A 19,183-nucleotide genomic window follows, 5' to 3' on the forward strand; every position below is an offset into this window, starting at 1 on the left:
TTATGCGTAAAAAAACTTAGGCTGTCAAGTCTAGTACGGCTGCAGGAAGAGGGGCACCTCCATAGCCGATGTTTTCGGTTTGTATCATCGTGTTTTTGATTTGATTGTGGTAATAATCCAAAAGTCCGTCTATTTGATTTTCGGTAATTTCCGACTCGATTTGTGCTGCAAAAGATTCTGTAAGTTTTGCTTTTTGTGCCTCGTTTGTTTTCATGGATACGAGCTGATCGATTATCGAGTTTAAAATTCTGAGCTTGTCGATACTCATACCCGATTGCCCTTGAGCTTGAGCAAAACCGGAAACATATTTAAAATGGGCATAGAGGACTTGGCTTGGCTTGACGGGCACATAAGCTCTTCCGCCTGCCGAAATCTTAGGCATGGCAATTTGAGAAAGGGCTTGAAGCGGCGAACTGTTTGAAACCATCTATAATTCCTCCATAAATCTATATAAATTATCGGAAGTTTTAAAATTCGCTTTAGATACAATATTTTTTTATACATATAATCATTGAAAATTTTGCACTTGTGTGATAAACTGTATGTACAATTAGGATGATTTTTGGAGAAAATTATGTTGAAAAACGAAAGCTCAAACGAAAAGGTAAAATTCTCAATCGGTGCTAAACTGATAACCATTATTTCGATTTTGGTTATATTTTCCCTTGGAACCATAACGGGACTCGTGTCTTGGTTTGTAGGCGAGGATATTCAAACCATGTCCGAAGAAAGCAATAGAACAGTTAATTTTCAGGCCGGAGCAGCGGCAGAAAAAGAGCTTTTTTCGATAAAGGCAAATGCTTTCTTGTTTTTGGATGTTCTTAACTCGACTGAAACAGGTTCAGGCATAGCAAAGCAGACTGCAAATTTTTATTTTGAACGGAATCCTCAGATTGCGGCAATTGCAGTTACCGATGCAAGAATGGATAAGCGGCTTTACAGAAAACTTATCAGTACCAATTTTTTCCTTTCACGCGAGCTTGAACCTTCCGTAATAGACGAATTTATCGAAAAAGAAATGGATACGGCTGTTCAAGCGGAAAAGGGCATAAGTCAGGTGATAAACGCCTCTCCTTTTTTCGGTGAACCTATTCTTGTTCTTTTTTATCCGTACAAAGAACGCGGGTTGGATCAGGGCTTAATCGTTTTCTTTTCTGCCGAAACCTTGTCCGAACACATAGGTACGGGAAAACTCCAAACTACCTATCTTGTAAACAACTTGGGCGATATTTTAATTCATCCCGACTTTGAGCTTACAAAAAACGGAATCAATGTTCGGGATTCGACACTTTTTATAGAAATGCGCGAAAAAGGGGATATGAACAGACAAATCCTTTTTACTGACAAAGAAGGAAAAAAACAGTTCGGAGCCTACAAAAAACTTTCGATAGCCGATCTTGCTGTTTTGACCACTGCAGAGGCCGATAAGGTTTTGGAACCCGTAGTCAGATCAACATTTAAGAATGTTACCTTGAGCGTCGCAGTTTTGGCCCTTGCAATCCTTTTTATCTGGTTTTTCTCAAAATCGATCAGCTCGCCGGTTAAGGTGCTTGCCGCCGCTGCGGGCGAAATCGAGCAGGGCAATTACGAGCTTGACCTAACTGCAAAAACAAAGGATGAAATCGGCCTTTTAACCAAGAGCTTTGTCAGAATGGGCAAGGGCTTGGCTGAAAGAGAAAGGCTTAAAGATTCTTTCGGCCGCTTTATCAATAAAGAAATTGCAGAGCTTGCCATGAAGGGCGAACTTGCACTGGGCGGCGAAACAAAGGAAACGACCATATTCTTCTCAGACATCCGATCCTTTACGGCTATTTCCGAAAAACTTGAACCGAATGAGGTTGTTGAGTTCTTAAACGAGTACATGACGCAGATGGTAGAATGTGTAAACGATACCCACGGTGTTGTAGACAAATTTATAGGCGATGCCGTTATGGCCGTCTGGGGTGCTCCCACAAGTGCAGGAAGTCCGAGGGAGGATGCACTTAACTGTATCAGGGCAGCTTTGAGAATGCGTGCTGCCCTGATTATCTTCAATCAAGGAAGAGGCGGAGACAAAAAGCCGATTATCCGTATAGGCTGCGGTATTAACTCAGGCCCTGTTGTTGCCGGCCAGATAGGTTCAAAAAAGAGGATGGAGTATACGGTAATAGGCGATGCCGTAAACCTTGCCTCAAGAACGGAATCGTTAAATAAACCCTTAGGCACGGATATTCTTATTACCGAAAACACCTACAATTTGGTAAAAGATAAGGTTACGGTTGAAGAAATGCCGTCGGTTACGGTTAAAGGAAAGTCCGCTCCTTTAAGAATGTTTGCTGTTATAAATATGCCTGAAGAAACAGGCATTCCCGGTGCCGGAGAAAAAGGACCTAAAACTCTTTCTCAAATCAGAGAAAAATTAGGAATACCTACTCCCGATTTTAATAAGGTAGATGTAAATGAAGACGAAAAGAAATACAACATTCAAGCCCAAAACAAACAATAAGCTCTTAGACCTCGCTGTTGTTGCGGTCTCTCTTCTTGTTATATTTTTTGATTTGTTTTTATTTGTACAGGAGCTGAACAGAACATTTGAGCGTCTGGATACGCCTATAGCAATAGTTAATTACAAATATAAAACCGTTCAGAGAAAATTCAGCGACAGGGCAGTATGGGACCGTCCCGTTCAAAATTCTTATCTTTATGACGGGGATACTATAAGAACGGCTAATGAGGCCTCTGCAACCATTCATTTTTTGGGAGATGAAGAAACAAGCAATGTAGTCGAGGTAGACTCGAATACGATGGTGCAGATTTTCGGCAAAAACAAAGAGTCCGAGGTGAATCTAAATTCCGGTTCTGTGTCGGCAAAAACCGCCAACAATAATTTACGCTTAAAATCGGATAATGCGGATATAAGTATCGAAAAAGGCTCCGTCTTGCATGTTCAAAAAGAAGGAGAAGCCGGTCTTCAGCTGGCTGTAGAAGAAGGCTCCGTTTCGTTTACCGGCGATAAGGCCGGTGAAAAAGAAGTCTTGGAAGCCGGCTCCGTTTTGCAGCAGGGAAAAAAGACAAAATTCGTGATGATAAGTCCGGGCAAAAATACCAGACTCTTAAATCAGTCAAGGGATAATGTAGGGCTTGATATTAAATTTAAGTGGCAATCTTCCTTTGCAAATAATGAAGAAGTTTTTCTTGAAACCTCTCCTTTAAGCAATTTCAGTGTCGATGTAAAAAAATATGAGGTTAAGGGATTAAAGGAGTTTTCTGTTAAACATGATTCAGGTGTTCTTTATTGGCGTTTATATTCCGGCAAGGACGGAGTTCAAAGTGAAGATACCTTATCGGGAAAGCTGACTGTCATCAAGGCCCCGGCTCCTGCAGGCCTTTTACCTGAAGCGGAAAAGACATTTGCCTATAATACTAATCCGCCGCATATAAGATTTTTATGGGAGGGAAACGAGCTTTCTTCATTCTACACGGTTGAGATTGCAGATAATAAAGAAATGAAAAATCCCGTAATCACCAAAAATTCCGGTACAGAATCTTTTACCCTGGCCGAGTTGACAGAAGGAAAATGGTATTGGCGTGTAGTTCCAAAATACGGATTTGATTCTTCCTTCAAGGCACAGGCTTCCGATGTTTATGTTTTTTATATCAAAAAGACCGAAGAAGGGGAAAAGCCTGAGCTGATTCATCTTAAAAAAATTATGGATACCTCAAAGGGTAAGGGGCTTACATTTTCTTGGAAGCCTAATTTTGATGCCTCAAAATACAGGGTAAAGATAGCCCGAGATAAGGCGATGACCGATATTCTTTTGGAAAACATTGTTATAACAAGCTATTTGGAATTAAAGGAAGCTTCGCATCTTTTACCTAACGGCGAGTATTTTATGACGGTTGCCTCTCTTGATGCTAAGGATAACGAAATAGGCATCAGCGATGTAGCTTCATTTAAGACAATGGATTCGGAGATTATTTTGCGTTCGGTTTTTCCGCCCGATGAGTATAACTTACTTGATGCATTAACGGGAGATACATTTTTTACATGGAAGAGTAACTTTGATGCGGATCAGGTTGTGCAAGTTTCAAATACTAAGGATTTTAAAAAACTTAAGGTAAACAAACTTGTCAATGGACTTGGTACTGACGGAATTAACCTACCCGAAGGCGAATGGTATTGGCGCGTTTACAGCGAATTGGACGGTAAGCAGTACATGTCGGATGTAAAAAAACTGAACATTGTACCTCTTCTCGATAAGCCTGATTTGGACGATATAAGAAAAAATGTTGTTATCGTTCCAAAGCATAAAAGCAAATTTACCTGGAAGCCGGTAGAAGGAGCAGATTATTATCAGGTAAAACTTACCGACAGGACTTCTGATTCCGTTCCCTTATATGAAGATCTTTTTGCTTTAAATACCGAGATTGAAATAGATATGGGTAAATTTAAGGACGGAGAATATATATTGAACATACAGGCCTTTGCAAATGCAGGTTTAAATTCCAGCCGAAGATTCGGCTTATCTCAAGCTCATACATTTACGGCAAAACACCTACAGCCTGTTCAGCTTATAAAACCGGCTCCGGCTGAAAAGATTGACGGCATAGAAGCCGCTCTTAGTCCTTCGCAGGCAGAGTGGTCTTCGGCTCATCCTCCTTTAGGGGTAGAATTTATCTTGGAAAAGGTAGGCACTGCCGCACCTGTTTTTAAATTAAAAGATGCCGGCTATAAGGTTCAGCTGCCTCCTTTAACGGCAGGAAGATACCGCTGGAAGGTAAGGGCCGAAACCGAAGACGGCTTCGATATTTCAGCAAAGGAATATTCAGCCTTTACTGTTTTGCCTATTCCTCCGTTACCCAAAGCTCAATTTATATTCCCTGGGGATAAAGAAGTCTTGGGCATTCCGTTCTTTTCATCAAACAGAAGCATAGCTTTTAAATGGAAACATATTGATAAGGCGACACATTATATTTTAAAAATATACAACGAAAAAAACAGAACGGTTGTAAAAACTGAAATTCCTGCCAAACAAGGAAAAGATCTTGTTTATGAATTTAAGGACATTCAGCGTTTGTCCCGCGGGGCTTTTTTCGTTGAAGTTATTGCAGAAAGAAGACTGGATAGCGGTTTGACTTTTCAAACCGGTAATGTTTCAACAAAAAGGTTCGACATAGATTTGCCCAAAAAAGATAATGTAGAAACCGATGAAACGGGAGTTATGTATGGCAGATAAAAAATTTTTAAGTAAAAAGTATTTGTTCTTATTTTTAATACTTTTGTTTTCTTTAGGGCTTTTTGGTCAAGAAGATAAACTTAAAAATGAAGCTGATAAATCGGTAAATACAGAAGTAAAGAAAAATTATATTATTGAAACTGAAGGAAAAAAGACCGTCTTCTATCAAAAACTTTCTTGGGAAAGCGTAGAAGGAATTATGCACTTTGAGTTTGAGCTTGAAAAAAAAGAAAAAAACGGGAAGTGGCTCATTGTAAATAAAAAGAAACTAAAGAAAAATTCGATAGAAGTTTCTTTGCCTCACGGTAATTACCGATACAGGATCAAGGTCATAAACCTTTTGGGTCAGGTTGATGCCGTAAGTGCAGACAGATACTTTGATATTCTTGCAGCTTATCAGCCTGAAACTTCTTCCGTGTCGCCGGATGCAATATATTTTGATGAAGAATACACCAATATTATAAGCTTGACCGGTAAGAATTTTAGGGAAGAAACGGCATTTACTCTCCAAAAAGAAGGTTCATCGCCTATTGAGGGAAAAATTGTAGAGCTAAGCCCTGACGGAACCACGGCCAAGATAAGTTTTAATATGTTGAGAATAAGTCCCGGGCAATATCATGTAGTTGTTACCGATCCGAGCGGATTAAAAGATTCAAAACAAACACTTGTGTTTAGATTTCAAAAACCTATCGATATATATCTTTCAGGCGGTTATGCATTTACCGGTTTTGCCGGGAATCAATTATTTAAACAATATTTAAAAAAAGACTTTGCCGCCCTAAGCGGTATATTAAGGGCGAGCTTTGTGCCTATAAAGCGTTCATACGGAAACTTCGGCTTTAACATTACAGGCTCCGGAATGTATTTAAAAAACAAAGAAGAGGTATATACCCTCTCTTCGGGCTTTATTTTGACAGGCATTCAGGCAGTTTACATGAAGCCCATAATAAGACGCCTTCTTAATTTTGATGCTCATGTAGGCCTTGGGGCCGCATTTATGGTAAACACGAAATTTGTTTTCCCTGAGCTTAAAAGTCCGTCATATTGGTACTGGGGACCGGCTATAAATTTTGGAACAGCACTACAGGTTTATGCTTATAAAAAATTATATTTCGAATTAAATGTCGATCATATTATTCCTATTAGAACAGGTTTTCCCAAATATATAATACAGCCGTCGCTTTCAGTGGGTTGGGAATTTTAAATTTTTATTGGAGAAGATAATATGCGTAAAAAATTATTTTTGATTATAGGTGTTTTGTCTATCTTCTTTACAGGCTGCAGTCAGCTTTTAAAAGATATAGAAAACGATTTTAAATATTGGTCAGCAAATGTTTTTGTTACCGAGAATAATATAGCTTCTATTTCTATCGGAACCGATAAAGACAGCTATCCATGTATTACAAGCGATGGAGATAAGACCATAAAGTTAAAACTTATAAATCCGCAAAAATATGAAATAAAGATGCCCGGAGAGGCAGGTGCTCCTTATGATATAGTAAGATTTGCAAGCGGAGTAAAAGGTTCCGGAGGCGGAAGACCTTTACTCGGCCCGGATTATACACTTAGCCGAAACGGCCCTAACGAAATTGTTCTTACCTTAAAGGAAAATTTTTTAAAGCAAAACGAATGTGGAAATACCGAACTAAACCCTATGATTACCATTTACAATAAAGAAGGGCGGGATTTCGGCTCTCACGACATAAAGCTCAAAGTAAACACTCCTCCTCCCGTTTTAAAATACATAGCTATAGTAAAAACAAAAGATCCCGATTCAGACGGTAAGCATCGCTATGTTTTATGCTTTGAGGTAAAGGATATGGACAAGAAAGCAGGGCCGGGTGATACCGAGTTTTTGCACAAAGACATAGCGGCTCTTAACTTTGCTAAGACAGGATGGTCATTACAAACCATTCCTCTTACCGTAAACGGAACCGGAACCGGCTTTGACATAAGTGCTTCAAACGGCTTACTCTTGCCGAAAGAACAGGTCGAAAAACTCGCTTCAGAAGATATGGACACGAACTTAGCGGATCCGGATGATATCCCGCCGGGAAATTGGATACTATATTTTAAAACTGATGTAATAGTAAAAGGCGGTGTAAAAGAATATTCTTTTAAATTGATAGACGATAAAGGTTTAAGATCTACCGAAACAAAGGTAACAACTGCGACAAACAAGGCTGCTCCTGTCGGCCTTTTCTATGGTTCAGCTCAGATAAGGGGAACAAGCGAAAGCAGCCCCAAAGAAATACTGGGAGGTTCTGCTTCCATCACCTTAAAAGCAAAGACTACAACAGAGACAGCTTACATAAGAGGCACTATAGAAAAAAAGACGTCAAGCGGCTGGACTAAGATAAGCGAGGTATCGGCCGGGAAGGAAACCGAAATAAGCCTGGCCGGTAACGAAAAGGCCTTATACAAAATAAGCTTAAAAGCCTTGGCCCACGCCTTTAACGACAGTATTTTGTCAGAGTTTTATGTAAAAGTCAAAAACGAAATAAGCGTAACCGGCGGCTCAAACGATGCCTGGAAAAAATTAAAAGAAGCTGTCAATGCGATGCCCGACGGCGGCACCGTAATAATAGACGGCGAAATAAAGGCAACAATTGCGTCAGATAATAACGGTGAAATTGTCATCGACAAAAATCTTACAATAGAGGGTAAAACGGGCAAAGCTACAGATACTTTAAACGCAAACAGTAAAACGCCTGACACTAATGCCCCAGCAACACCGCACCGCATATTCAAGGTGGAAAAAGGGAAAAAGCTCACCCTTAAAAACCTTACCCTTAAAAACGGCAAAAATGACGAACAGGATCCGGACGGCTCTCCCAATCCCAAAGGCAAAGGAGGGGCTGTTTACTCGGAAGGCGAGCTTGAAATAAGCCATGTACTCATTACCGAATGCGAAGCAAAAAATGAAGGCGGCGGTGTTTACTGCAAAATGGCAGGCTCAAGTAATACCGATGAACGTAAATTCCTTATGGAAAACACGGAAGTTACGGACTGTAAAGTTTTATCTCCGGGCAATGGAATAGGCGGCGGTGTGCTCATTAGCGGAGACGACTGCCTGATGAATGTAAAGATGACTAATGTAAAAATCGAAAAAAATAAGGCGGATAAATGGGCGGCAGGGCTTTATTTGGGCTTAAGTCCGGCAGCAAAAACAACCGCCGATTCGGTTGTTTTAACAAGTGTTACGCTGGAGAAAAATGAACTTACCGATTCTTACTATCAGAATTACGGCGGAGGCGGTATGTTAATTTTAACATACGACAATACCAATGTAATTACTTTAAAAGAGTGTACCATTACCAAAAATAAAACTAAGTCGTTCGGAGGCGGAATAAAAGTTCATAAAGCAACGCTCAAACTCCAAGACTGCACGATAGAAGAAAATGAAGCAGCAGAAGGCGGCGGCGTTTATATAAACGAATCCAATTTGGAAATGCAAAACGGCGTTTTAACCGGCAATACGGCAACAAAAAACGGCGCCGGCATATATGCCAATAACAACACAACCGTAACCATGACAGGCTGCAACCTTACCGGTAACCAAGCAATAACCGATACCTACGGTTCAGGCGGTGCCGTCTATGCAAAAGGCGCAACTGTAACAATGGAAAACTGCAACCTTAAAGGTAACCAAGCAAAAGAAAATGGCGGTGCAGTATGTGCAGAAAAAGACGGCACTACCCCCGCCGATATAACAATTAAAGGAGGCACCATCGGAGGAGAGGGCACAGACGGAAACAAAGCAACAAATCAGTATAGCTTCGGCGGCGGCATCTATGTAAATGACGGCTGCTCCTTAACTCTTGAGCATGTGCAGATTACAGGCAACAAGGCAGGAAGAGCAGGCGGTATACGTGCAAATAGGTCAACCGTTACCATAAAAGGCTGCACCATTACCAAAAACAGGGCGGAAGGCAGCCACGTCGATTCAGGCGGCGGCGGTGTGTATACCAACGAAGGAACACTCAACATGACAGGCTGTACTCTTACCGGCAACACGGCAGAAAAAAACGGCGGCGGTATGAATATCGAAGGCACAACCGTTACCATAAAAGACTGCACCCTTACGGGCAACACGGCAGAAAACAACGGCGGCGGCGTATATGTGAGAGACGGAAATTTCACCATACAAGGCAATGCAAAAATTGCAGAAAATAACGACATCTACCTTAAAAACGGCAAAAAAATAACCGTTACAGGCTCTTTAACCGGCTCAAGCCCGATAGGATGCATAACGCCTGAAACCTATCCTACAGGCGGTAATGATGTACAGGTGCTTGCAGGCGATATAACAGCAGGCACAGTGCAAAACAACACCAAATTCACCGTAACACCGCAGGATTTAGGAGACGGCAATAGTGCGGAGTGGAGCATAACCGATGAGGGAAAACTAAAAAAAGACTTCGTAGAGGTCTCCTTTGCAAATTTGCACAACTATCTGCAAAATAACGCTTCCGCTGCTGAGGTAAACCGTATAAAAGTAACAGGACTAACAAATGAAAACTTAAAAGGAAGCCCCGCACCTACTCCGGGTAGTCCGAGCGACTTGGGAGTGGTCTTAAATGGCAACTCTGACAAACAGGTTTCATTGATACTGCCCGAAAGGGTAGAGGATCTTGACGATATGAGTTTCTGTTTTTACGGCTGCACAAGTTTAATCGAAGTCTCCGGTATCCCTGCAAGCGTTACGAATATGGGCAGCTGTTTTAAAAGCTGTTCCGGCTTAACCCAAGCCCCCGTTCTCCCTGTAAGCGTTAAGAATATGGGCAGCTGTTTTTACGGCTGTACGAGTTTAACCCAAGCTCCCAATATTCCTGTAAGCGTTACGGATATGAGTAACTGTTTTAGAGACTGCACAAGTTTAATCCAAGCTCCCATTATCCAGGCAAAAAGAGTTACGAGTATGTATTCTTGTTTTTCAGGCTGTACGAGTTTAACCCAAGCCCCCGTTATCCCTGAAAAGGTTACGAATATGAGTTTCTGTTTTTACAGCTGTACGGCTTTAACCATAGGTCCCGATATTCCTAGAGATGTTAATAATATGCAGAATTGTTTTCAAAACTGTACAAGTATGAGAAGCGTTAAGCTTTATTGTAACTACAATCCGGACGTCATTAGCATTTCCCTGGCGTTTCATAATGCCTTTTCCGACTGTAACGCTTTGGTCAACAGAGGCATAAAGGTTCCTCAAGGGCAGCTTGTCACTTATCAGGACAATGCAGATACAATGGGAACAACGGCAAATAGGTTTAGCGGCTTTTAATTGCAGGCGGCCCCGCATCGCCTTATTCGAACCCCTCGTATCGCTCGGAACGAGGGTGCATAAGGTAAGCAGGTCTTACCCCATAGGGTAAGACCGTCCACCATTATAATGGTGGACGGTTCACCCCTATAATGGTGGACGGTTCACACCTATAAGGCCTTAGCGCTTCGCCGCCTTGCTATAGTTTTTCGATTTCTTCAATTGAAAGGCCCGATATTTCTTTTATTAAACTTAAATCCAAATTTTTCAACTTCATCAGCTTGGCAGTTTCAAGTTTGGCTTCGTAAGCTCCTTTATCAAGACCTTGTTGTATTCCTGCTTCTATACCCTCTTGATAGCCTACATACTTCCACGAAGCTTTGTCATGTTCGTATTTCATTCGGTTTTCATAAAGCCATTTTTCTTTTGGGTCTTGCATCATGACTTCTATCGTTTTATTTGCTTTTGCCATCACAGGCGATTCTTGTGCCAACATCTTTCTCACCTCCGAGTCATCGGTTTCAATAAATTTCAGCCAATTATAAAGTTTCTTTTTCTTTTCATCCTGCTCAATATTTTTATCCTGTTCTTTAATCTTGGCAAGGTTTAAAAAGTGGATTTCAAGCTCATCGGAAAGCTTATCGTTTAAGTGTTTTTCAACTACATTATACTCGCTGTGAATAAGATTGTTTAAATCAAAGCCTTCACCCACTATGTTTATTGTAATACATTTAGGCAGTTTTGTATACACTTCACCTGTTTTTAAGTTTTCCGTGTACATTTTAGCCCAATAAAATATAGTACGCCGGACAAATTCACTGTTCCACCTGTTTTGAATTTCGATGTCGATAATTGTGTTGTTTTTTAGGCGTAGTTTTACGTCTAAGACACCGCTTTTATCGCTTATTGAATCCTTATGAAACTCCTTATCCATAAGTTCCAAGCCCGCGATATTTTCAGTTGGAATATCTAAAATACATTCCAGTAAGTCCTGCAAGACATCTTTGTTTTCCTCAGTGCCGAATATACGCTTAAATGCGTAGTCGTTGCGGAGCGTAATTTTAAAGATTTTTTCCATATTTAATCCCTCTAATAATTTTTTAAAAGAAGAAAAAATTCCCCTTTCATAATTATTGTAGGGATTGTTTGCAATATATAGTAAATAAATTGAAAAATATTTTTGGCCCCTTTTTCGCTTATCGGCAGTAAGTATAGCGTGCTTCCCCTTTACAAAATAGAACAAAACGGATTATAATAAAGGCAGAGGCATTAAACTGCAATGAATTTAAAAGTAAAGTTTAAAAAAATCTTTGCGGCCTTTGCGTTCGTTGCGGTTAAATTAAAAAATTACCCTTGAAAATTAATATTTTGAATGGGGATAAAAATGCGTAAAAAATTATTTTTAATTACAGGAATTTCATTTATCCTTTTTGCAGGCTGTAAGCAGTTTGTAGCCGATATCGAAAAAGACCTTGAGTATTGGTCTTCAAGTGCTCATATTATTGATATCGTATTGCCCTCATCATCCAATGATATAGACGGTTATCCCTGTGTGGCAAGCAATGATGATGCAGCCATAACTTTAAAACTAGTGAATCCTCAAAATTACACCTTTAAAACCCCGGCAGATTTGGGAGCTCCTTCAGACATAGTTGTCTTTGAAGACGGTGTTCAAGGAAGCAGCGGAGCTGTTCCGGTACACGGTATTGATTACGAGTTTAAGCAAACACAAACTAACGAAGTCCGGCTCATATATAAAAAGGCTTTTTTGGAAAAATCTGAATGGAGCAGTCAAAATTTAAGTGCCTCAATAACGCTTTACAATAGAGAAGGAAGAAAATTCGGCTCTCGCAGTTCTAAACTGAGGGCAAACAGCATACTTCCTGAACCGAAAGGCATAGCCCTGCTTAAGTATTCTGATGGCGGAAAGGACTACTATGTTTTGTGTTTTAAACCTGAGGGTATCGATAAAAAGATAAACAATAATACTGAGCTGCTCCATAAAGATCTTTCGGAAATATACATAAAAAAAGGGAATGAGCCGACTGCTACTTATCCTCTTAAATTTAATAGCTCTAATACCGGCTTTGATATTTCGGAAGCTTCGGAAGTTTTAATATCCTTAGGCAAAACAAATAGCTTAAAAAATGACCAGGTTCCCGCGGGAATGTCTCCCGACCCTCTACCTGCAGGTCCTTGGGTAATTTGCTTAAAAACCGATGTGGAGGTATCTACAAATAGCCCTCAGACAACCTATAATGTATGGCTTAAGGATGAAAAAGGCCTTTTTTCTCTGCCCGGCACAAAAACCACAAACAAATTTAAACTTCCGGATCCTAAGATTAGCTTTTCCAATGATATGAACAATGTGTTTGAGTCCGGTGTGTACACGCCTGTAGGCAGACCCGATATAAGTGCTAATTGGATAAACGGAACTCAATACGGACAGCCTGACGGTTCAAGTGCAGAAAATGCTATTCCCATATATACTGCATACGGAAACGATATACGGCTTAAGATAAAGGTTAATATACATGCCCCTATTGTTACGGCAGGGCTTGAAATTAAGACGTTGATTTACAGAAAAACCGAATCGGGATTTCAATTGATTTCTAATGATAACTCATCGGGAGGAAACGAAACTTCTGTTGAATTATCGGCAAAATCAGAGGAAGTTGTTTACAGACTTGAATCATACGCATTTTTATCATGGTTTGATGACAGTGAATCCTTTGTCAAATACTATAAGGTAATAAAAGGTGTAAACGGTAATACTGCCGATGATGTACCCGTATGGGGAATTTTAAAAAAAGCCGTAAAAAAGACCGGCTCAGGCGGCATGCTTATTGTAAGAGGTGAAATTAAGGCAACGAATTCTTCAGGCGGAGCCGGTAATCACGGGGAGATAGAAATAAATAAAGATATTACCATAAGGGGCGGTAAGGGCTCGCAAGATGACATCTTAAATGCAAATTACGGAACAAGTTCAGGGCAAAATAATAATAAACACAGAATATTTAAGGTATTAAACTCAAAGAATCTTACCATCAAAGATCTTACCCTCAAGGGTGCTGACAGCGGTAGCGAAAAAGGCGGTGCAATTTATACTGATGGCACAGTCAATTTGATTGATTGCGTTATAAAGGACAATAAGGCTGCATTGGGAGATGCCTTATATATTGCCGAAAACGGCTTATTTACAATGAGAGGCAGTGCAAAAGTCGATAAAAACAATGATGTATATCTTCCTACAAATAAGACTATAAATATTTCGGGTGAACTTACTCCTGCCGGAGGAACTGCGGCCTTGATAAATCCTCAAAGCTATCCTTCAGGCGGCGAGAATATAAAGGTGCTTGCAGGCGATATATCTACTGATGAAAACTACAAAAAGTTTAAAGTAAAAAGTAATGGAAGTACACCATGGTATGTAGGCTCTGACGGTTCTCTTACGACCGAAGCACCTTAAACTTAGACTAAAAAGTGCATATTATCGTCAAAGTCCTTTCTTGTCTTTTCCCTTAAAGGGTATCCTTCTTTAGGATAGCCCAGGGCAATGACAAGGCGGATTCTTTTTCTTCGCTCTATGAGTTTTTGGATGCGTTTTTCGTCAAAAACACCGAGGATGCAGGTTTCCAAATTTAAGGCCGAGGCGGCATTTACAAGGTTGGCCGTTAAGATGCCTATATCGATGGCCTTAAAATCGACCTTCTTTATCATTGAACCTATCTTTGCAGGAAGGCTGTAATTATCTTCTGCTATTATCAAAAAAGTATTGCACTCGTCAATAAACTTGTTAAATGAAACCATCTTAGCCTCTGCTATTATTTTGGCGTTTTCGCCTTGGGCAACGAAGACCTCGTAGGGCTGGGAATTACAGGCCGAGGGCGAAAGCCTTCCTGCTTCTAAAATAGAAACCAGGTCTTCCTTTGAGACAGGTTTGGAATAATCAAAGCTCCTGCAGCTTTGCCTCTTTTTCATAAGCTCAAAAAAATCGTCAAACTTCATCTTTTCCTCCATAAAAAAACTTTTTGCCAAGCAAATATCGAATTATTTTTCGGGCAGGCTGTCTAAGGGCCTTTCTTCTTCCGGGGCCTTTGAAATAAACCGGCCTTTCCCGTTATCTCTGTGCTGAACAATTATTCCCGTTTCGCTTTTTTCTCTTTCTTTAATCCCTCTCATTAAAAGCGGAAATATTTTTGCTTCCTTTTTGGGGCTGCGGTTAAAGATGAGTATTAAGGCTTCATTCTTAAAGGCGTCCATCATAAAAAAGTCTCCGTCCCCGTCGCCTGCTATTAAAACGGGAGCCTTGTTTTGGTGCTTGGGGGCAATCAGTTTTTTTATTGCTTCTGCCTTTCCCTCCCGCCTTGTTGCAGGGATAGAAGTGTCGTCCATAACCGTAAGCTTTTTATTCTCATCAAAAAGCCTTCTCCTTCCGAAAACGTTTTCAGCGTCAAGATTATACCCGTACTTTGGGTAGGAAGCAAATACGCGGACATTGTCTTCTTGGGATGCCGAGCAAATATAGACTTCGATTCCGTTTTCCCTTAAAGCCGAAAAGAGGTTTTGCATTTCTTCCTGAATGCGCAAGCCCTTTCTATAGCCGCCTTCTACCTCTCCGGCCCTTCCTTTTAAAACCGATGAGGATTTTACGGTATAGGTTTTTATTTCGTCCTTTAAGCCTTGGTCTATTGCCGTCTCGGTGAGGCCTGAAAGTTCTTCTATCGTCATGCCTGTGCTTACCGATTGGCCGATGTCTACTCCGCAAAGCGAGGCCGCTCCGCGCATCAAAACCAGCATCTTCGCTTTAAAATCTATAAACTCTTCGGTTAAGGTAATTTCTGCAAGGCTCATTATTCCGCCGAAGCCGGAATAATTTTTATATAAAAAATCGTATCGCTCGTTTAAATCGTCGGAAAGTTCGCCTGCAGTTAAGGCCTTCCCTTCAAGGTTTGCCGTATGCGGCAAAATCACATCTTGAGGAATTCCTGCCCTTATGGTTTGATCAAATTCTTCGGGGGTTAAATTAAACTTAAGATTTTCAATCTGGTATACAAAGAGGTTATCCTGTGTGTCATAAAAAATCGAAGTAAAATCCCAGTCAAAAACTGCATAGTTTCCGTTAAAAGCCTTTTCTCTTATCAGCTTTTCAAGCCTCTTTTTATTTTGAGGCTCCCAATTTCCCGTCTTTAAAATTAAAGCATCATCTTTAAGCATAAGGCCATTATGAAGTAATCGTAAAATAAAGTCAATCGGAAGGGGCGGGGATTAATTAAAAAATGAGTTTTAGTTTGTCAAATAAAATATTAATTTTTTTTATTTTTACTACTTACTGTAAGAAATATATACAATAATAGTGAAGGCGGCAAAATAGTCTTTTATGGAGGTCTTTTATGACGAAAAAAAAAGAATGTTTAAATCCCAAAACTGATTGGGTATTCAAATTGATGTTTTCAAAAGGAGAAAAAGGAAACAAGGCTCTTGTTGGTTTTTTAAATGCCTTTTTGGAAGATTCTTACGGTAAAATTAAAAAAGCCGATATTTTAAATACCGAGCTTACCCGTGATGCCCCCAATGGAGAAACTTATCATCTTGATTTTCTGATTAAAACCGATTCAGGTCTCATTATAGATCTTGAGATGCAGCAGTTTTGGAAAAACAATTACCCGATACGAAATCAGATGTATTTGCTCCGTATTGCCTCACGCTTTTTAAAAATGGAACCAAAAGAAACGGATCCGTTTTTTGCCATAAGTCTTTCCGTTTTCGGTTGTGATATACCGAAAAATGTAGAGCTTGTACAAATGTCAAAAACATCGGTAATTCAATATATTTATGTTGAATTAAACAAGTTAATAGGTTATACTATGAAAAAGAGCATAACAGAGTATACCCCAAAAGATTTTTGGATAAGGTTTTTAACTAAGTATGAAGAAGATAAAAAAAGCGGAATGTTGGAAAAATTATGTGAGTTAGAGGAGGGGATAAAAATGGCTGAAGAAACACTCCTGTGTGTAACTGAAGAAGAAAGACAAATGGCTAGAGAATTGTCCAAAGAAAAATATCAGATGTTCTTAGAAGCGGAAAGAGCCGATGCCAGAAGAGAAGGTTTAGCTGATGGTGCATATCAAAAAGCCAGGGAGACAGCGGCTTCTTTTAAGCGGCTTGGTGTAGATATTGCCAAAATAGTTGAAGGGACAGGCTTAAGCAGGGAAGAAGTAGAGACTCTTTAGGACACAATCAAAATCCACAGATTTGCTCTTGATAGTTTACACACAGCCCCTTTTCAAAATTGTGTCATTGTGATACACTTACGGCTATGAAATGTGTTGTTTTTACCGGAGGCGGAACAGGGGGCCATATTTTCCCGGGACTGGCCGTTGCCGAGGTGTTAAGCTCTTCTTCGGAATGTAGGATAGTTTGGATAGGCTCTGCTAAGGGCCTTGACCGCAAAATAGTCGAATCTTCGGCTCTTCATTCGGCATCTCCTTCAGTTCTCGAATTTAAAGGGATCCCTGCCGGAAAATTAAGGCGGTATTTTAGTTTTCAAAATTTCATAGATGTTTTTAAGGTTGCCGCAGGCTTTATAAAGTCTTTTTTTATTCTTTTAAAGTTAAAACCTGTTTTTGTTTTTTCTAAGGGGGGCTTTGTTTCGGTTCCTCCCTGTGCTGCGGCAAAGCTTTTAAAAATTCCCGTTATCACTCACGAGTGCGATTTTTCGCCCGGCCTTGCAACAAGGATCAATTCCAAATTTGCAAATCACATCATGGTTTCATATCAAGAAACTGCTGAGCTTTTACCGGCTTCTATCCGCCCAAAGGTTATCTGTACGGGCAATCCCGTCCGCTTAAGTTTTTATTCGGGCAAGCCTGAAAAGGGGCGGGCCTTTTTAAATATACAGCAGGACTTACCCGTTCTCTTTGTATTGGGCGGAAGCCTCGGTGCAAGGCAATTAAACGATTTGATTTCCGATTCGATCGAGTACCTTGTAAAGCATTTTGTTGTAGTCCATCAGATTGGGGAAGCCAACATGGATCAGGGGCAAAAAATTAAAGAAGGCCTTTTAAACGCCTCTCCTCAATTTGCAGAAAACTATAAACCCTATCCCTTTATAAAAAATGAGATGGCTGATGTTTTAAGCCTTTCCTCGATTGTGGTGTCGAGGGCCGGGGCCAATACGGTTTGGGAATCGGCTGCTGCCGGTAAGCCTATGATCTTGGTTCCTCTCGAAAAGGGAAGCTCGCGCGGCGATCAAATAGAAAATGCCGAATTCTTTAAGAAAAAGGGAGCAGCAGAAATTCTTTTGGGCGAAGATGTAAGGCCCGATGTTTTTATAAGCCTTTTGCGTAATCTTGGTTTTGAAGAAAAGTCAAGCGGAAACGATAGGCTTAAAAGCATGGCTAAGGCCTCGGCAGCTCTTGCAGGCGAAAAACCTGTTCTTGTAATTGCCGATTTTTTAAAAAGCTTTATAGATTTTCCGAGAGCTAAATTATAGCATTGACAGAAAAGGTCTAATTAGTATATATTATAAGGTAAGGAAAGTAAGGAGGTGTTTTATGGAACTTGCAAAAGTAACATCGAAAGGTCAGATTACAATTCCTCTTACAATAAGAAATCTGCTCAAATTAAAAACCGGCGATAAGGTTTTCTTTGAGGAAAGCAGAGGAAAAGTGTATATTACAAACTCTTCTCAAATGACTTTATCAAAAGTTCAAGCCGAAATGCAAGGAGAATCTGAAAAAGCAGGCTTTCAAACAGAAGATGATGTTATTGCTTATATCAAAGAATTAAGGAAAGAGCGTTGAGGGTTTTCGTAGATACAAATATCATTATTTCTGCAATACTTTTTCCTAAGGGTAAAACCGCTAAAGTTTTTTCCCATTTACTTGAAAAGCATACGGTAATAATTTCTTCATATACAAAGGAAGAATGCAAAGAAGTTTTTGCAAATAAATTTCCGCTAAAAAAAGAAGTTGTTGGATATTTTTTTTGACGGAATCAGCTTTGAAGAATTTAAGACTCCTAACAGAATCGATAAAAATAAATATCCTAAGGTTCGAGATATAAAAGATTTACCTGTTCTTGTGTCCTCAATTTTATCTGATTCGGATATTTTGATTACGGGAGATAAAGATTTTGAAGACGTAAAAATTGATAAACCGATAATTTTTACACCGACAAGATATTTTGAATTAATTGAAGCAAAATTATATAAGTGTAAGAATGGAGAATAATTAAATGCAGATAGGCAGTGCCGATATAGTTTTTTTGATTATACTAACTTTTTTTTGCCGTCAAGGTAACGGTAACGGGTTTTATAGACGAGTTTTTTTCAAAAGCTGCCGTCATTGCCGGAGGTCTTATAGCATTTTTGTTTTATAAATTGCTTACTCCCGTAATTACCGAGCTTCTTGGAGAAAAATCCTTATCGGCTGTTATAGCCTTTTTAATTTTATTTTTGTCTGTCTATTTGATTATAAAACTTGTGCAAGTTTTTTTAGGCTCCCTTTTTTCAAACGAGTCATTAAAAAATTTGGACAGGTCATTGGGCTTTTTTTTAGGTCTTGTCGAGGGATTGATTGTGATAGGCGTTATCCTAATGCTTATCAATATTCAAACCTTTATTTCATTTGATAAGATATTAAGCGAAAGTATTTTTGCTAAAATACTTTCTCCGTTTATTTTAGATATAACTAAGCAGTTATAG

12 protein-coding genes and 2 pseudogenes are annotated in these 19,183 nt (G+C 39.8%); 10 read left to right on the forward strand and 4 right to left on the reverse strand.

The features are described from left to right. Positions 1–16: 16 nt before the first annotated feature. Positions 17–427, reverse strand: coding sequence for a hypothetical protein (locus E4O00_RS04320; RefSeq protein WP_253678762.1), 411 nt, complete (start codon positions 425–427; stop codon positions 17–19). Positions 428–574: 147 nt separating this feature from the next. Here E4O00_RS04320 and E4O00_RS04325 point away from each other — a divergent pair, with 147 nt between their 5' ends. From E4O00_RS04325 to E4O00_RS04340, 4 genes are read left to right on the forward strand one after another with little or no spacing between them, the layout of a single operon-like run. Beyond that, positions 575–2,485, forward strand: coding sequence for an adenylate/guanylate cyclase domain-containing protein (locus tag E4O00_RS04325; RefSeq protein ID WP_253678763.1), 1,911 nt, complete (start codon positions 575–577; stop codon positions 2,483–2,485). Then, on the forward strand, positions 2,439–5,216 hold the full coding sequence (locus tag E4O00_RS04330; protein WP_253678764.1) for a FecR domain-containing protein: 2,778 nt from the start codon (positions 2,439–2,441) through the stop codon (positions 5,214–5,216). The genes E4O00_RS04325 and E4O00_RS04330 overlap by 47 nt, the downstream gene beginning before the upstream one ends. Then, a complete protein-coding gene (locus tag E4O00_RS04335) occupies positions 5,206–6,420 on the forward strand; it encodes a fibronectin type III domain-containing protein (protein ID WP_253678765.1) in 1,215 nt (404 codons plus the stop codon). The genes E4O00_RS04330 and E4O00_RS04335 overlap by 11 nt, the downstream gene beginning before the upstream one ends. Before the next feature lie 21 nt (positions 6,421–6,441). After that, entirely contained in the window at positions 6,442–10,497 is a 4,056-nt protein-coding gene (locus E4O00_RS04340) for a right-handed parallel beta-helix repeat-containing protein (RefSeq protein ID WP_253678766.1), read from the forward strand. Between the two features lie 178 nt (positions 10,498–10,675). On the opposite strand, the gene E4O00_RS04345 is transcribed toward E4O00_RS04340, so the two are convergent. Beyond that, positions 10,676–11,554, reverse strand: coding sequence for an Rpn family recombination-promoting nuclease/putative transposase (locus tag E4O00_RS04345; RefSeq protein WP_253678767.1), 879 nt, complete (start codon positions 11,552–11,554; stop codon positions 10,676–10,678). Positions 11,555–11,860: 306 nt separating this feature from the next. Here E4O00_RS04345 and E4O00_RS04350 point away from each other — a divergent pair, with 306 nt between their 5' ends. Beyond that, positions 11,861–13,945 (forward strand): hypothetical protein, encoded by a 2,085-nt coding sequence (locus tag E4O00_RS04350; protein WP_253678768.1) that lies wholly within the window; start codon positions 11,861–11,863, stop codon positions 13,943–13,945. 2 nt (positions 13,946–13,947) lie between these two features. On the opposite strand, the gene E4O00_RS04355 is transcribed toward E4O00_RS04350, so the two are convergent. Further along, on the reverse strand, positions 13,948–14,484 hold the full coding sequence (locus E4O00_RS04355) for a nitroreductase family protein (protein WP_253678769.1): 537 nt from the start codon (positions 14,482–14,484) through the stop codon (positions 13,948–13,950). Positions 14,485–14,526: 42 nt separating this feature from the next. Then, positions 14,527–15,693, reverse strand: coding sequence for a haloacid dehalogenase-like hydrolase (locus E4O00_RS04360; protein WP_253678770.1), 1,167 nt, complete (start codon positions 15,691–15,693; stop codon positions 14,527–14,529). A 176-nt stretch (positions 15,694–15,869) separates the two neighbouring features. Between E4O00_RS04360 and E4O00_RS04365 the strand changes: the two genes are divergently transcribed. The 5 genes and pseudogenes from E4O00_RS04365 (at position 15,870) to E4O00_RS04385 (ending at position 19,183) form a co-directional block, all read left to right on the forward strand. Beyond that, a complete protein-coding gene (locus E4O00_RS04365; RefSeq protein ID WP_253678771.1) occupies positions 15,870–16,709 on the forward strand; it encodes an Rpn family recombination-promoting nuclease/putative transposase in 840 nt (279 codons plus the stop codon). Between the two features lie 86 nt (positions 16,710–16,795). Beyond that, positions 16,796–17,971, forward strand: a complete 1,176-nt coding sequence (gene murG, locus E4O00_RS04370; RefSeq protein WP_253678772.1) for an undecaprenyldiphospho-muramoylpentapeptide beta-N-acetylglucosaminyltransferase — start codon at positions 16,796–16,798, stop codon at positions 17,969–17,971. A gap of 61 nt (positions 17,972–18,032) precedes the next feature. Continuing rightward, the gene (locus tag E4O00_RS04375) at positions 18,033–18,281 is read left to right on the forward strand and encodes an AbrB/MazE/SpoVT family DNA-binding domain-containing protein (RefSeq protein ID WP_253678773.1); all 249 of its coding nucleotides are present in this window, start codon (positions 18,033–18,035) and stop codon (positions 18,279–18,281) included. Beyond that, positions 18,278–18,710: pseudogene (locus E4O00_RS14185) on the forward strand (putative toxin-antitoxin system toxin component, PIN family). Before E4O00_RS04375 ends, E4O00_RS14185 begins: the two are co-directional and overlap by 4 nt. Positions 18,711–18,714: 4 nt before the next feature. After that, a pseudogene (locus E4O00_RS04385) lies at positions 18,715–19,183 on the forward strand (CvpA family protein).

Source organism: Treponema sp. OMZ 788 (assembly GCF_024181245.1).
GTDB lineage: Bacteria > Spirochaetota > Spirochaetia > Treponematales > Treponemataceae > Treponema_B.